Source organism: Nocardioides sp. YR527, assembly GCF_900101045.1.
Lineage (GTDB): Bacteria > Actinomycetota > Actinomycetes > Propionibacteriales > Nocardioidaceae > Nocardioides.
Genome location: NZ_FNFN01000003.1, coordinates 261,483 through 276,275, shown reverse-complemented (window position 1 = coordinate 276,275; position 14,793 = coordinate 261,483). Strand labels below are relative to the sequence as shown.

The 14,793-nt window shown below is 69.7% G+C and carries 9 protein-coding genes; 4 read left to right on the top strand and 5 right to left on the bottom strand.

The annotated features are described in order from the left end of the window. Positions 1-3 precede the first annotated feature (3 nt). From panD to BLT25_RS09890, 3 genes are read right to left on the bottom strand one after another with little or no spacing between them, the layout of a single operon-like run. Positions 4-429, bottom strand: coding sequence for an aspartate 1-decarboxylase (panD, locus tag BLT25_RS09900; protein WP_176883766.1), 426 nt, complete (start codon positions 427-429; stop codon positions 4-6). Beyond that, positions 426-1,292, bottom strand: coding sequence for a pantoate--beta-alanine ligase (gene panC / locus BLT25_RS09895; protein ID WP_091044985.1), 867 nt, complete (start codon positions 1,290-1,292; stop codon positions 426-428). Before panC ends, panD begins: the two co-directional genes overlap by 4 nt. Next, complete coding sequence (locus tag BLT25_RS09890) at positions 1,292-2,212, bottom strand: Rossmann-like and DUF2520 domain-containing protein (RefSeq protein WP_091044983.1); 921 nt, start codon at positions 2,210-2,212, stop codon at positions 1,292-1,294. Before BLT25_RS09890 ends, panC begins: the two co-directional genes overlap by 1 nt. A gap of 301 nt (positions 2,213-2,513) precedes the next feature. Here BLT25_RS09890 and BLT25_RS09885 point away from each other — a divergent pair, with 301 nt between their 5' ends. From BLT25_RS09885 to BLT25_RS09875, 3 genes are read left to right on the top strand one after another with little or no spacing between them, the layout of a single operon-like run. Next, positions 2,514-3,929, top strand: a complete 1,416-nt coding sequence (locus tag BLT25_RS09885) for a bifunctional cytidylyltransferase/SDR family oxidoreductase (protein ID WP_256328530.1) — start codon at positions 2,514-2,516, stop codon at positions 3,927-3,929. 4 nt (positions 3,930-3,933) lie between these two features. Next, entirely contained in the window at positions 3,934-5,064 is a 1,131-nt protein-coding gene (locus BLT25_RS09880) for an acyltransferase family protein (RefSeq protein WP_091044977.1), read from the top strand. A 9-nt stretch (positions 5,065-5,073) separates the two neighbouring features. After that, on the top strand, positions 5,074-6,633 hold the full coding sequence (locus tag BLT25_RS09875; RefSeq protein WP_091044976.1) for a class I SAM-dependent methyltransferase: 1,560 nt from the start codon (positions 5,074-5,076) through the stop codon (positions 6,631-6,633). Between the two features lie 10 nt (positions 6,634-6,643). On the opposite strand, the gene BLT25_RS09870 is transcribed toward BLT25_RS09875, so the two are convergent. Then, entirely contained in the window at positions 6,644-8,581 is a 1,938-nt protein-coding gene (locus BLT25_RS09870; RefSeq protein ID WP_091044972.1) for a glycosyltransferase, read from the bottom strand. A gap of 147 nt (positions 8,582-8,728) precedes the next feature. Here BLT25_RS09870 and BLT25_RS09865 point away from each other — a divergent pair, with 147 nt between their 5' ends. Continuing rightward, positions 8,729-11,086 carry a hypothetical protein gene (locus BLT25_RS09865; protein ID WP_091044963.1) on the top strand — a complete coding sequence of 786 codons (2,358 nt, stop codon included), beginning with the start codon at positions 8,729-8,731 and terminating at the stop codon, positions 11,084-11,086. A gap of 65 nt (positions 11,087-11,151) precedes the next feature. Here the strand turns inward: BLT25_RS09865 and BLT25_RS09860 are convergent, their stop codons facing one another. Next, positions 11,152-14,733: a bifunctional glycosyltransferase/CDP-glycerol:glycerophosphate glycerophosphotransferase gene (locus BLT25_RS09860; protein WP_091044961.1), complete on the bottom strand. Its 3,582-nt coding sequence runs from the start codon at positions 14,731-14,733 to the stop codon at positions 11,152-11,154. Between the last annotated feature and the right edge of the window lie 60 nt (positions 14,734-14,793).

The window sequence follows — 14,793 nt, the reverse complement described above, 5'->3', positions numbered from 1 at the left end:
ACGCTACTGCGTGAGAACGAGCGGTCCACGCATCTGGTCGGTTCCTGGAACCGGCTCGCTCCGGTCGGAGCCGAGCGCGACGATGTGGTTGGCCCCGTCGACGTGGACGACGTGCGGCTCGAAGGCCTTCGCCTCCTCGGTGGTCATCTGCGCGTACGCGATGAGGATGACCAGGTCTCCCGGATGGACCAGATGGGCGGCGGCGCCGTTGATACCGAGTACGCCGCTGCCGCGCTCGCCCGCGATCGTGTAGGTCTCCAGGCGGGCACCGTTGGTGATGTCGACGATGGAGACCAGCTCGCCGGGGAGGATGTCCGCGGCGTCGAGGAGGTCGGCGTCGACGGTGACCGAGCCGACGTAGTGGAGGTCTGCCTGGGTGACCGTGGCGCGGTGGATCTTGCCGGTCATCATGGTGCGCAGACGAGTCATCGGGATGCTCCGATCGTGAGGCTCATGTTGTCGATGAGTCGGGTCGTGCCGACCCGGGCGGCGATGAGGATCCGGGCTTCGGTGGCCGGCTCCGGGTGGGTGGACAGCTCCGCGAGCGCGGGGTCGGTGACCACGAGGTAGTCCACGTCGGCCCCCTTGGCCCGGCGCAGCTCGGCGCGGGCCGCCTGGAGCGCGGCCTCGACCCCGTGGGCAGCCTCGCGCTGCGCGGCGTAGAGCGCACGCGACAGGGTCGTTGCCTCCTCCCGCTGCTCCGGCGAGAGGTAGCGGTTGCGCGAGGAGAGGGCCAGGCCGTCGGCCTCGCGCTGCGTAGGTGCGCCGACGACGTCGACGCCGAGGCACAGGTCGGCCGACATCCGGCGGATCAGGGCGAGCTGCTGGTAGTCCTTCTCGCCGAAGACGGCGACGTCGGGCTTCACCAGCCCGAACAGCTTCGCGACGACGGTGAGCACACCACCGAAGTGGCCCGGTCGGGTCTTGCCCTCGAGCACGTCGGCGAGCGGTCCGGGAGCGACCGTGACCTGCGGGTCCCCACCGGGGTAGACCTCGTCCACCGACGGCGCGAAGACGACGTCGACGCCCTCCCGCTCACAGACCTCCAGGTCCGCCTCGAGCGTGCGCGGGTAGCGGTCGAGGTCCTCGCCCGCGCCGAACTGCAGCGGGTTGACGAAGATCGACACCACGACAGGGCCTCCGCCGACCCGCTCGCGGGCGACGCGCATCAGCGACGCGTGCCCCTCGTGGAGCGCGCCCATCGTGGGTACGAACCCGATGCTCGCACCTTCACGGCGGGCGGAGTCGAGGAGCTTGGCCAGCTCCTCACGAGTGCTTGCGAGGAGGCTCATCACTGGTTCCAGGTGTGGATCGGACGCGGCAGCGGCTGCACGGCAGCCCGATCCGCCTCGTCGAGCAGGTTCTTGATCTTGAGCGCCCGGATGGGCAGCAGCCGTCCGTCCGAGACGGCCCGGTCGAGCGTGGCCCGCGCCATCGAGACGTACGACGCCAGGGTCTGCGGAGCGTTGGTGCGGATGTCGTCGAGGTGGGCGGCCACCGTGCCGGCGTCGCCGCGGACGATCGGGCCGGTCAACGCCGCGTCGCCGTGGTCCAGGGCGTTGTCGAGGGCGGCCGTCAGCAGCGGCCGCAGGGTGCCCGCGGGGTCGGTGGCGCCGGCGGCGGCGAGGATCTCCATCGCCTCGGTGACCAGGGTGACCAGGTGGTTCGCGCCGTGGGCGAGCCCGGCGTGGTAGAGCGTCCGCATCTCCTCGGGCACCCACATCGGCTTCCCGCCGAGGTCGAGCACCAGCGACTCGGCGAAGGCCCGGTCGGCAGGGGTCGCGGCAGTGAGCCCGAAGACGCAGCCGGAGAGGCGGGCGAGGTCGACCGAGGTGCCGGAGAAGGTCATCGCCGGGTGGACGGCCATCACGTGGGCGCCGATCGCGGCGGCCGGCTCGAGGATCGCCAGGCCGTGGCGGCCGGAGGTGTGCGCGACGTACATCCCGGGCCGGATCGCGCCGGCGTCGGTCATCGTCTTGACGACGTTGCCGAGCATGTCGTCGGGGACGGTGAGGAGAAGGAGGTCGCACGCGCGAGCGACGGCGGTCGGCTTCTCGACCGGGACACCCGGGAGAAGCGAGGCGATGCGCCCGCGAGAGGCGTCGGACTCCCCGGCGACCGCGACGATCTCATGACCGGCGGACCTGAGGGCTGCTGCAAGGACGGCCCCGACGCGACCCGCGCCGACGACGCCCACCCTGAGTGGGTTCATGGTTGTAGACCTTTCGTTCCAGTCCCTCCGACCACTCCCCCGTGTGAGCGGAGCCGGGATGGGTACCAGACGTTGTGCCTGCCTGCTCGGCCACCGTGACCGAGACGAAACAAAGGTACGCCGCCGGTCACTCTTCCGAAACATCAAGTCGACGTGACTGCCATCACACCCGCCGAGACCGCGGATGGACCACACGCTGAACCAACGGCTCGGTATCGCCTCGCCCCCAGCATTGGAGTCCGCAGCGCGCATCATGGAACAATCCACCCCTCCTCGTCATCTATCAAAGGGTCAGAGTTCAGTGCTTCGTAACGTTGCCGTGCTGCTTGCCGGCGGTGTGGGCTCCCGCGTGGGTCTCGACATCCCGAAGCAGCTCATCAAGATCGCCGGGATGCCGATCATGGAGCACACCCTCGGCGTGCTCGACCGCCACCCGCAGATCGACGAGATCATCATCCTGATGGCCCCCGGCCACCTCGACGCCGTGCACGCGATGACCCGCGACGGCCGCTACCCGAAGGTCTCCAAGATCCTCGAGGGCGCCGACACCCGCAACGAGACGACCAAGCGCGCCCTGGCCGCCCTCCCCGAGGGCGAGGACTGCAACGTGCTCCTCCACGACGCCGTACGTCCGCTGCTCAGCGAGGACGTGATCACCGACTGCTTCAAGGCGCTGGTGACCTACCAGGCCGTCGACGTGGCCATCCCGTCCGCGGACACGATCATCGAGCTCAACGACGACAACACCATCTCGCAGATCCCGGACCGCTCGCGGCTGCGTCGCGGCCAGACCCCGCAGGCCTTCCTCGCCTCGACCCTGAAGCGGGCCTACGAGATCGCCGACCAGGACCCGGAGTTCAAGGCGACCGACGACTGCAGCGTCGTGCTGAAGTACCTGCCCGACACCAAGATCTGGGTGGTCGACGGTCACGAGCAGAACATGAAGGTCACCGAGCCGATCGACGTCTACATCGCCGACAAGCTCTTCCAGCTCACCGCTCACCAGCAGTTCCCGCAGAAGGCCGAGGCCGACTACCGGGCCGCCCTCGAGGGCAAGAACATGGTCGTCTTCGGCGGCAGCTACGGCATCGGCGCCGACATCGCGGAGCTGGCCGAGTCCTACGGCGCCAACGTCGCCTCCTACAGCCGCTCGGCCACCAGCACCGACGTCGCCAAGCGGGCCGACATCGTCGCCGCGGCGGCCGACGCCGGCAAGCGCTTCGGCTCGATCGACTTCGTGGTCAACACGGCCGGTGTGCTGCCGCGCGGCGAGCTCGCCACCGTCTCGGAGGAGACGATCTACAACGCGACCGAGATCAACTACATCGCGCCGGTCCTGATCGCCCAGGAGTTCTTCCCCTACCTCGCCCGGGCGAAGGGCTCGCTGCTCTTCTTCACCTCGAGCTCCTACACCCGCGGTCGCCGCGGCTACGCGCTCTACTCCTCCGCGAAAGCGGCCACGGTCAACCTGACCCAGGCCCTCGCCGACGAGTGGGCCGACCAGGGCGTACGCGTCAACGCGATCAACCCCGAGCGCACCGCCACCCCGATGCGCACCAAGGCGTTCGGCCAGGAGCCGTCCCACACGCTCCTGGAGTCGAAGGCGGTCGCGCGGGCGTCGCTGGACACCCTGATCGCGTCGAGCACCGGCCACGTCATCGACCTGCGCCGCATCGACCCGATCCAGGAGGCCCTGGACGCCGCGGCGGGGAACTGACCCGATGACCAGCGCTCCCACCGTCTCCGAGGACACGGCCCCCGCCTCCGCACCCGCGCCCGCACCGAAGAAGGCCGTACGCCGCTCCCGGCTCGGCGCGCTGGACGCGCTCCGCTTCATCGCGGCAGCGGTCGTCGTGGGCTACCACCTCACCGGCATCGCGACCCCGTACTGGGGCCTCGACCCCCGGGAGGTCTTCCCGACCCTCAACCACGTCACCCGCTACGGCTACCTCGGCGTGGAGCTCTTCTTCATCATCAGCGGCTTCGTGATCCTGATGACCGCGTGGGGTCGCGACCTGCCCCGGTTCGTCTCCTCCCGGGTCGCCCGGCTTTTCCCGGCCTACTGGGTCGCGGTCATCATCACGCTGGTCCTCCAGGCCTACTGGAAGGGCGGCCGCGACCAGGGATTCGTCGGCGGCCTGATCAACATGACGATGACGCAGGACGCCTGGGACGTACTCAGCGCCCAGGGTGCCTTCTGGACGCTCTGGATCGAGCTCAAGTTCTACCTGCTGATCGGGGTCTTCCTGCTCGTCGGGATCACCAAGCAGCGGGTCATCGCGGTGGTCTTCCTGTGGCCGCTGCTGGCCCAGATCGCCCGGGCGACCGATTCCGGGATGCTCAACTCGCTCCTGTTCGCCGAGTACGCCCCGTTCTTCGCGATGGGCATGGCGCTGTTCCTCATCTACCGGTTCGGCAACTCGTTCATCGCCTGGCTCGCGGTGGCCTACAACGTCATCCTCGGCATCCGCCAGGCCACCGAGTACGCCGACCGCGCGACCGAGCTCGTCGGCGCCACGGTCTCGCCGGTGGTCACCGGCTGGGCGATCGTGGGGTTCGCGGCGCTCGTCTGGCTGGTCTCGGCCGGCCCGCTGGGCCGGGTGGAGGCGCGCTTCCTGACGACGCTCGGGGCGCTGACGTACCCGCTCTACCTGATCCACGCGCAGTTCGCGTTCTGGGTGATCGACATGTTCCACGGCCAGTACGACGAGTACGTCGTCCTGGCAGCTGCCGTCTCGACCGCCCTCGTGCTGGCCATCGCGCTCCACTACCTCGTCGAGCGCCGCCTCCACGACCCGGTGCGCGACGCCGTCTTGCGTGGTTTACGGGAGACTCCGCTTCAGGGGCGCTAATGTCGCTCCATGTGGCCCAGAGCCCGGCAGGATCGCGGTAGAACGGTTCAGCCCCAGCACATCAATCCATCCCGCGTACGTCTCCGCCAGGAGATGGCGCGCTTCGCCAAGGGCACCAAGCGCGGCATGCGTGTGCTCGACGCCGGTGCGGGCCGATCGCCCTACCGGAAACTGTTCAAGCACGCCCGCTACGAGGCGGCCGACTTCGCCCAGCTGAGCTCGGCGTACGCTCCCCTCGACTACGTCTGCGACATCACCGACATCCCGGTCGATGACGGCAGCTTCGACCGGGTGATCTGCAACCAGGTCCTCGAGCACGTGCCAGAGCCGGAGAAGGCCATCGCCGAGCTCTACCGCGTGCTCAAGCCGGGCGGGCGGATCTTCCTCTCCGCGCCGCTGTTCTTCGCCGAGCACCAGAAGCCCTACGACTTCTTCCGCTACACCCAGTTCTCGCTGCGGAAGATGTTCGAGGAGGCAGGCTTCGAGATCGCCCGGATGAACTGGCTCGAGGGCTATTTCGGCACGGTCGCCTACAGCTACCAGATGATGGCGAAGAACCTCCCCGCGAGCACAGGCGAGCTCAGCGGGCGGGGCCTGCGCTGGAAGCTCGCCTACGTCGCCCCGATCGTGCTCCTCAACCAGAAGCTCGCCGTCCACCTCAGCCGCCTCTACGCGCGGCTGGAGGTCTCCGGTCGCCGCCTCGAGCGAGGGATGCCGAAGAACTACGTCGTGGTCGCACGCAAGCCCGCCGACGGCACGCGGCCCGCGACGAAGCGGCCCGAGACCGAGACGAAGACATCTCCGACCACCGCGGAGCTCCAGGCCGAGCTCGAGAGGCTGAGGACGGAGACCGTACGCACCCGGGAGTCCGTACGCGACCCACTGGTCGACCTCGTACTCCCCGCCGAGGTCAGCACCGTCCTCGACGCCGTCCGCGCCGAGCACCTCACCTACCTCAAGCCCGAGAACCTGCAGGTGCTCGCCCGCCAGGTGCTGGAGGCCGACATCCAGGACCGGCCCGGGCTGATCATCGAGACCGGGGCGGCGCTGGGCGGCTCCGCGATCGTGATGGCGGCGGCGAAGGACCCGAAGCGGCCGATGCGGGTCTACGACGTCTTCGGGATGATCCCGGAGCCGTCCGAGCGCGACGGCGAGGACGTGCACAAGCGCTATCGGAAGATCGTCAGCGGCACCTCGAAGGGGATCGGCGGGGAGACCTACTACGGCTACCGCGACAACCTCTACGACGAGGTGAGCGACTCATTCACCAGGCACGGGATCGACCCGGCGCAGCACAGCGTCGAGCTGGTCCAGGGCCTGTTCCAGGACACGCTGAAGATCGACGAGCCGGTCGCCTTCGCCCACCTCGACGGCGACTGGTACGAGTCGACGATGACCTGCCTCGAGCGGATCGCCCCTCACCTGGTCGTGGGTGGACGGATCGTGCTCGACGACTACTTCCACTACAGCGGGTGCCGCGACGCGGTCGACGAGTACTTCAAGGACCGTCCCGGCTTCCGGCTGGAGCGGCGTACGAAGCTCCACGTCGTCCGCACGGCTGGATCCTGACGACCGCCGGTCAGCGCCGCTGCAGGTGAAGCACGTCGTTCGGGCCGAACGACACCTCGAAGTTCGGGCGGACCTCGCGGGGCCGGCCGAGCCTGGTCTGCCAGTTCCAGTTGTGGACGGTGAACCGGAGCCGCAGGTCGAGGTTGCGCGCGTCCTCGGAGAACTCCTCGAAGACCTCCGCGAGGTCGAACCTGGAGGCGAGCCGGAACTCGCCCCGGCCCCCGGGTGAGACGTCGAGCGGCAGCGCGGCCACCTCGCCGGTCTCGTTGCACACGGCGTCGAGGGTGACGATGCGGTCGGCCATCACGCCCTTCGGCCACTCGCCCATCACGTTGAGCGTGGCGTCGAAGCGGAGCGTACGGGAGTCACGGAAGGCGGCCGAGCTCGCCTGGGTGCGACCCAACCGGCCGGCCGGACCCGGCAGGCGGGTCGCGACGCCCTCGGGCATCGGGCGCGCCCAGCCGAGGGCGTGCACGTCGAGCCGGGCACGTGCCTTCTCGATCCGGCCCGGCCGCTGCGCGACCGCACCCTCGAAGGCGACCCGCCAGTCCTCGAGGAACGCGCGCCAGTCGTGCTTGCTCGCCTTCTCCAGGGCCTTGCGGGACATCTCGGCCACCTTCGCCGGGTCGTCGATCATCTGGATGCAGCGCTCGGCGACCGCGTCGATGTCCTCGGCCTCGACGATGAAGCCGTCGACACCGTCGGCGATCTGCTCGCGCGGACCGTAGTTGATGTCGTAGCTGATCACCGGGCAGCCGAAGGAGAGCGACTCGAGGGTGGCGAGGGGGTAGCCCTCGTTGACGCTGGTCATGATGAAGCCGGTGGCGTGCAGCAGCGCTTCCTTCGCTCGCGGGTCGTGACCCATGAGCTGGACGTTCTTGCCGACGTCGAGGGTCTCGATCAGGTCCGCGAGCGGCTTGTAGAGCTTGCCGTCGCCGTAGATCTGGAACTTGGCCTCGGGCCGCTTCTCGATCACCTTCGCGAAGGCCTTGATGGCGTGCTCGAGGCGCTTCTGCGGCTCGAGGCGGGCGACGGTGACGAACGTCGCCGGCTCCCGCTCGGGCATCGTCTCGGGCAGCTCCGGCAGCTCGACCGGGTTGGGCACGACGAACCGGTGCGAGGTCGAGCCGTAACGCATCGCGAGGTGCTCGGACTGACGATGGGTCAGGTTGACCAGGGCGTCGTACTCGTGGATGTTGTCGAGCAGCGGCGCGTACTTGCCCGAGAGCTGGGAGTTCCAGCGCCGCTCCTTCACGACATGGTTGTTGTGCATGAGGTGGAGGAAGTAGAAGCGGTCGTCCTGGCGGGGCATGACGTCGCGCAGCGCGAACCGGGAGTCGGTCACGAAGAAGACCCGCTCGGCGTCACCGGCGAGAAGCTCGAGCCAGTGCCACAGCCAGCCGCCCACGGTCTCCCACGACCGGATCGGGAGCCCCTCGGCGTCGGTGAGGATGTAGGGCACCCGGGACGCGGCCGGGGCACCCGGACCCGGCGCCCGCAGGTAGATCGACCCGTCGGTGCGACGGTAGTCGCGCGCCAGGTCCTTCCCGGACTGCGAGTGGGCGGTGTAGTAGACGGTGCCGTCGGGGTGGAGCACGTCCGAGGTGGTCGTGCCGGCGACCTCGGCCAGCCGGCCCCCGAGCGCGGCCACGGACTCGTCCGGCGCGTCGGTCGGGGTGTTGTGGCGGTACCACTCGTAGAGGTTGAGGAGGTCCATGCCCTCGACCAGCTGGCCCGACTCGCGCAGCACCTCGCGCACCTCGTCGTAGACGGGCTTCGACTCGGTGGTCAGCAGCGTGGTCGGGATCCCGGTGTGCTGGGTGATCAGGCGGTTGCGCATGATCATCGCCCGCGTCTGTCCACCGAACTTGGTCGCGATCTCGTTGCACATCGTGAGGTAGCGGCCCTCGGGGAACGCGACCTGCTCGTGGGGGTTGGGGATCGGCATGCGCAGAGATTAGTCGGCGTCTTTGGGGATTGCCGATTCTTCGGGCAGGATATCCGGCCTGGATCATAGGGGGAAACGTGTGAACGGACCGCGAACATCGCGGCTCCGCCCGACGACACTGCGTCGAACCATCAATGAAGGAGTCCCATGGCCAGCCCAGCTCGACGACTCGCTCGCCAGCTGCTTCCCGAGCGCCTGCGTCAGAGCCTGACCGCTCGCGTCCCGTCCATCTCGGAGGGCGCACCGCAGGCCGCGGACTCGGCCGGCAAGCCGGCGCCGATCTCCATCGAGGTCGAGCCGCTCGTCGTCGCTGCTGACCTCGACGGTGCCGTGAACGCCGCCGGTGGCGGCTTCTACGAGCGCGCCTGGGCCCTCTTCCAGGGCATCCCGGTCGAGGAGTGGGCCGCCAAGGCCGCCGACGAGTACGTCATGTCCGGCCTCCACGTCGACCCCGACGCGACCCGCGCGACCCTGCGCGACCTCGCCGAGTCCGGCGCTGCGTACGTCCCGGGGCGCGCGTGGCTCGCGATGACCAGCCGCGTCTTCGGCTTCGGCGACCAGGAGCTGGCCCGCAGCCTCTACGCCCGGCTCGACGAGGCCGTCGGCGACGGCACCAACGGCGACACCAAGTGGACCGTCGAGAGCCGTGACTGGCTGCGCTCGTGGGTGGCGGCCGACAACGACGAGCCCGACGCCCCGGCCGCGCCGGAGGGCACCGTCTCCTACGCCGTCGTCGACTACGGCCACCCCGGTCGCTCCCGTGCCTCGGCCAACATCGGCGACCACGTCCAGACCGTCGCCTCCCTCGGCCACGTGGTGCGCCACAAGGACCTCGAGTTCACCGGCGAGTCCGAGCTCGACGACCTGGCCAACCGGCTGCGCGACCGGGTCCGCCCCGAGCGCGTCCGCGAGGGCCTGTCCGCCAAGGTCCAGCTGATGACCCTGCAGCGCGACGCGTCGATGTACCAGCCGGTCCCGAAGGACACCTGGATGCTCGGCTTCGGGTGGTACATGCACCCCATCTTCGAGATGCGCTACGGGATGCCGTTCCACAAGAACCTGCGCCCGATCTTCGTCTCGTTCCACTGCAGCACCCGCGCGATGATGACCGACGAGACGATCGAGTACCTGAAGAAGTACGCCCCGATCGGCTGCCGCGACTGGACGACCGTCGACATCCTGCTCTCCGTCGGTGTGCCCGCCTTCTTCTCCGGCTGCCTCACCACCACGGTCTCGACGGTCTTCCCGGACGCCGAGGAGCTCCCCGGCCCGGACGCGCCGGTCGGCTACGTCGACGTCTTCGACGGCTCCATCCCCGAGGGCGCCCCGACCTACGCCCAGGGTGGCCTCGACGAGGTCCGGTTCCGGCCGTTCGTGCAGAACATCGACGACGCGATCTCGATGCTCGAGGGCTACCGTCGCGACCACCAGAAGCTGGTCACCAGCCGCCTGCACTGCTACCTGCCCGGTCGCAGCATCGGCATCGACATCGACTTCCGCCCCAAGAACCTCTCCGACCCGCGCTTCGCGGGGCTCAACCCGCTCACGCCGGACGAGTTCGACGGCATCCGGGAGGGCATGAACGACCGGCTCGAGACGATCCTCACCAAGATCTTCTCGGGCGCGAGCGTCGAGGAGGTCTACACGCAGTGGCGCGAGATGAACGCCGCCGACGTCGAGATCGCCCGTGAGCGCCGGGCCGGTGCCCGCAAGGTGGGCGAGCTGGTCAGCTCGATCGCCGAGGACGTACGCAGCAACCCGGTCAGCACCCCGGAGCAGGTCCCGGCCGACGCGATCCACGTCGCCGTCTCGGCCCGCCCGAAGCAGCGCCCGAAGCTGCGCCGGCTGATCAAGTCCATCGCCGCCTACTCGTCCCGTCCGGTCCACCTGTGGGTCCACACCGGCGGCACCGACCTGCGGCTCGACGAGCTCGCCCGGCCGGGGATCACGCTCAGCGCGCTGGACGTGTCCGGCTTCGACGGCATCAAGCAGCCCGACGGCAGCACGCTCCCGATCGGCCAGGTCGAGCGGCTCGTGGTCGCCGACCTGCTCCCCGACGTCGACAAGCTCGTCGTCCTCCCGGTCTCCGCCGTGCTGACCGAGGACATCGCCGGGCTGGCCGACACCGACCTGCAGGGCAACCTGCTGGCTGCCGCCGACGTCGTCGGCACCCGTGCGGTCAGCGGTTTCCAGCAGATCCACGCCGCCGCCAACAAGCAGGCCGAGCGCACCACCGAGGCGGCCGACCTGCGTCGTGACGGCCACCAGCGGCACGCCTTCGACTTCGACGCCTTCGACACCGACGTGCTCGTGCTCGACGCCGCTCAGTGGCGTGCGAAGGACCTGCTCACCTCGCTGGCGCCCTATGTCGAGACGTACGGGATGACCTACCGCAACGTGGTCCTCCTCGAGGTCGGCCCGCACCGCGCGGTCCTCCCGGAGCGCTGGAACGCGATCCCCGACAAGACCTCGGTGGTCAAGCCGGCTCTCGCCCGGCTGCCGTGATCTAGCTGGAAAGCGATGGCGCCGCCCCTACGGGGGCGGCGCCATCGTTGATTTGTGGATCCCGATCAGGGCTTGTCGAAGCTGGGCTTGTCGAAGAAGGTCTCGACGACCCGCTCGGTCGCCTTGCCGTCCTGGGTGTACTGGTACTTGGCGTTGAACTCCGCGATCCGGTCGCGGTGCTCCGCCTCGAGCCGGTCCAGGTCGGACAGGGCGGCGACGACCTCCTCGGCGGTGTCGAGCATCGGCCCGGGGGCGGTGTCGGCGTAGTCGTAGAGGAAGCCGCGGATGCCGCCCGTGTAGTCGGACAGGTCCGGCACCAGGAACACCATCGGCCGCCCGGTGAGGGCGAAGTCGAAGCGCAGGCTGGAGTAGTCGAGCACCGCCGCGTCGGAGGCCAGGATCAGGTCGTTGATCTCCGGGTAGTCGGTGACGTCGATGATCCGGGCGGTGCGCTCGCTGCGCTCGCTGCCCTTGGAGTTGAACCGGTGACCGCGCAGCAGGATGACGTACTCGTCGCCCAGGGCTTCGCTGGCCGCGACCACGTCGAGGTGCTCGACCATCTTCGCCGAGCGGTAGTTCAGCGCCAGGTGGTCGCGCCAGGTCGGGGCGTAGAGGACCACCTTCTGGTGGGGGCCGATGCCGAGCAGGGTGCGCGTGCGCTCGCGGTCCTCCGCAGCCGACGGGCCGACCAGCGCGTCGTCGCGCGGATAGCCCTCGCTGTGGATCGGGCCGTCGTAGGCGTACTCCTCGCGGTAGTAGCGGTCCATCTCCGGCGTCGGGGTGAGGATCAGGTCCCACCCGGCGGTCGTACGGTCCAGCTCGGCCTCGCAGCGAAGCGGCGAGAACATCTTCGCGCGCCACATCCGCAGACCCATCGACTTGGCCGGGTAGCCGTGGAAGGTCTGCAGGAAGCGCTGTCCCTCCCGCTTCTTCCACCAGCGGTCGAAGTCGATGTTCTGCACGAGGTATTTCGCGGTGCCGATGACCCGGTACCACTCCGGGCTCTGCAGCACGACCGCGATGCCGCCCTCGGGGACCCTGGAGGCGTGGTCGGCGACACCCCAGAAGAGGGTGAGGTCGGGCCGGGTGCGACGCAGGTGCTCGTGGATCGCGAGCTGCGAGTCGGTGCCGGTCGAACCGGCGTAGGTCGAGAGGTAGACCGCGGACTCGTCGATCGGCTCCTCGGCCGCCAGGACGCGCTCGCGGGCGAGGTTGTGGGCGTAGCTGCCGGCGTGGTCGACGGGGATCGGCGGCTGCAGGGTGACTCCCGGGCCGTTGCCGTTGACCGGACGCAGCCGGACCTCGTCACTGGTCTGGAACTCGGCCTGGTGCTCGAGGAACGCGGCGGTGTGGCGTACGTTGCCGCTGCGCTTGGCCCCGCAGGTGAGCTGGAACTGGTAGATGCCGCTGGGTAGGACGGACTCGCCCAGGCCCCACTCGTCCCAGCGCAGCGTGAAGACGACCTCGAACTCGGCAGTGCTGCCATCGCCGGTGTCGATCTTGACGGTCTCGCTGTGCCGCGAGCCGGAGAGGGTCAGCCGGGCGTGCTTCGGGATCGAGCTGAGCCACTCGCCCCGCACGGTGATCCGGCCGTCGCCGAGCTCGACGCGGTCGATCGCGACGGTGTCGGCCACCTCGATGACCTGGGCGTAGCCCCGGCCGTCTCGCGAGGCCAGCACGCTGCCGCCGCGTTGGCCGGTCCACGGCTCTCCGACCGCGTCGGTCCAGACGATCCGGCCCGAGGTGCCGTCCTGGAGGGTCTCCAGCCGCCAGGCGGCGGGTGCCCCCGGCTCGACGGCTCCGTGGGCGGGGAGGCTGAGGGTGACCGTGGCGTCCTTGACGGGCGCCTCGATGCGTACGCCGCCACCGATCGCCCGCACGGCCTGCGGAAGCTGGCCGGCGAGGGTGAACGAGATGCTCCGGCCCTCGACCCGCACCTTCTCCACGGTGGTGGTGGTCGTCGTCGGGACGGCACGGAAGCTGAGCTGGTCCTCGAAGCGGTCGCAGCCCACGGACAGGCCGGCGGAGGTGTGGACCCGGGGGCGGTAGCGCGTGGCCAGGTTGCCCGCCGGGCCGCGGGTGTCGATCTGGACCTCGCTGGTGGTGCGGACGACACCGTCGACGCCGACGGTGACCTCGAGGTGCCAGCGCCCGGCGGAGAGCCGGGTGAGGTCGATCTCGGTGCGACACCCGCCGGCGCGGTAGTCCTGATACTTGTGACCGATGGTCATGTTGGCCTGCTCGTCGCGCCGTGGCGTGACGGTCAGGTCGATCGGGTCGGGTAGCACCGTGTCGGGGTCGCTCGCGACCCCGTCCTCGTCGTCGGCACCGACGAGGTCCGGCACCAGGCGTGCGGTGAAGAACGGGGTCGTCTCGGCGAGGTCGACGAGCTCGATCCGCGCCACCAGGTCGACCACGACCCGGTCGGAGTCGAGCGGACGTACGTCCCGCACCAGCACCCGCGCCGGGGTCTCGTGCTCGTTGAGCGTGGTCACGGCCGTGGGCAGGTCCGTGTCGGGGAAGATCCCGTGGACCTGGCCGCCGGCGACCCGCGTACGCAGGTTGCCGCGCTCGAACCAGCGCGACGCGACGAACGCGGTCAGCTCCTCGCGCTGGTCGGCGATGAGATGGGTCAGCCGGGCCCGCACCTCGACCGGGAGCTTGAGCCACACCTCCGGAGCGACGTCGCGCTCGATCTCGACGACGAGGTCGCGCAGGGCGGTCCACTGCTCCGCGCTCATCCGCTCGACGTCACCGAGGATGGTGTTGGCACGGCCGGCCAGCCCGCCGAGCGCCCAGTGGTCACGCAGGCCCGAGGCGAGCTCGCCGATCGCGACCCACGTCGACCGGGTCTGCTCGATCCACTTCTCCATCCCGAGGGTCTGGTCGTGGAGCTGCTCGACCGGGGTGCCGTCGGCGCGGTCCATGTCCACGCACACCGGCGCCGTGACCACGTCGAAGCGGTTGGCCTTCAGGTAGCCGTCGAAGCCGACCGCGTCGGCGCCGCCACGGCCACCGAAGCTGAAGCCCTGCCGGCGCCAGAACGAGGTGCGGAAGAGCCGGTTGCTCACCCCGACGTCACTCAGCGCCACCGGGAACTCGTCGAGGGTGAGGCCGGAGCGGTTCTCGGCGTGCACGAGGTCGTAGGCCGGCACCACCGGCGGGGAGAGCCGCTGGCGGCTCTCGATGCGACCGACCGCGAGATCCGACCCGCTGCCCTCCAGGGAGGTGACCAGCGTACGCATCGCGTTCGGGGTGAGGAGGTCGGCGGCGAGCAGGAAGCAGACGTAGGCTCCCCGCGCCGCGCGACCACCGCGGTCGCGCGCCTCGGCCTGTGTCGCGGAGCTGTCCAGCAGCCGCAGGCGGTAGTCGTCGGGGAGGTCGGCGAGGATCTGGTCGCTCACCACGCTGGCCTGGCCGTAGGGCGCGATCAGGATCTCGAGGGACGTATGGGTCTGCTCGCGCACGGAGAGGAGCGACTCGGCCAGGTACTGCTTGTCCTGGTCGGTCACCGTCACCACGACCGAGACCAGCGCGCCGCGCTCGTGCCCGAGAACGCGATGCCCGGCGTCACGAGCCAGTCGACGGACACCCTGAGGCATCCTTCGTTCGGCGCGACGCAGGACGTCGACGATTCCCTGACCCATGCACAATCCCTCTCGGTTCGAAGGCGTCTCGAGTCGACGCTCCCGCGAATCTGATCGAAC

What these genes read in the sequence shown, in the direction of transcription:
- BLT25_RS09890 (WP_091044983.1), bottom strand. Translation starts at nt 2,212, where the DNA reads ATGAACCCACTCAGGGTGGGCGTCGTCGGCGCGGGTCGCGTCGGGGCC.
- BLT25_RS09865 (WP_091044963.1), top strand. Translation starts at nt 8,729, where the DNA reads ATGGCCAGCCCAGCTCGACGACTCGCTCGCCAGCTGCTTCCCGAGCGC.
- BLT25_RS09875 (WP_091044976.1), top strand. Translation starts at nt 5,074, where the DNA reads ATGTGGCCCAGAGCCCGGCAGGATCGCGGTAGAACGGTTCAGCCCCAG.
- BLT25_RS09860 (WP_091044961.1), bottom strand. Translation starts at nt 14,733, where the DNA reads ATGGGTCAGGGAATCGTCGACGTCCTGCGTCGCGCCGAACGAAGGATG.
- panC (WP_091044985.1), bottom strand. Translation starts at nt 1,292, where the DNA reads ATGAGCCTCCTCGCAAGCACTCGTGAGGAGCTGGCCAAGCTCCTCGAC.
- BLT25_RS09870 (WP_091044972.1), bottom strand. Translation starts at nt 8,581, where the DNA reads ATGCCGATCCCCAACCCCCACGAGCAGGTCGCGTTCCCCGAGGGCCGC.
- panD (WP_176883766.1), bottom strand. Translation starts at nt 429, where the DNA reads ATGACTCGTCTGCGCACCATGATGACCGGCAAGATCCACCGCGCCACG.
- BLT25_RS09880 (WP_091044977.1), top strand. Translation starts at nt 3,934, where the DNA reads ATGACCAGCGCTCCCACCGTCTCCGAGGACACGGCCCCCGCCTCCGCA.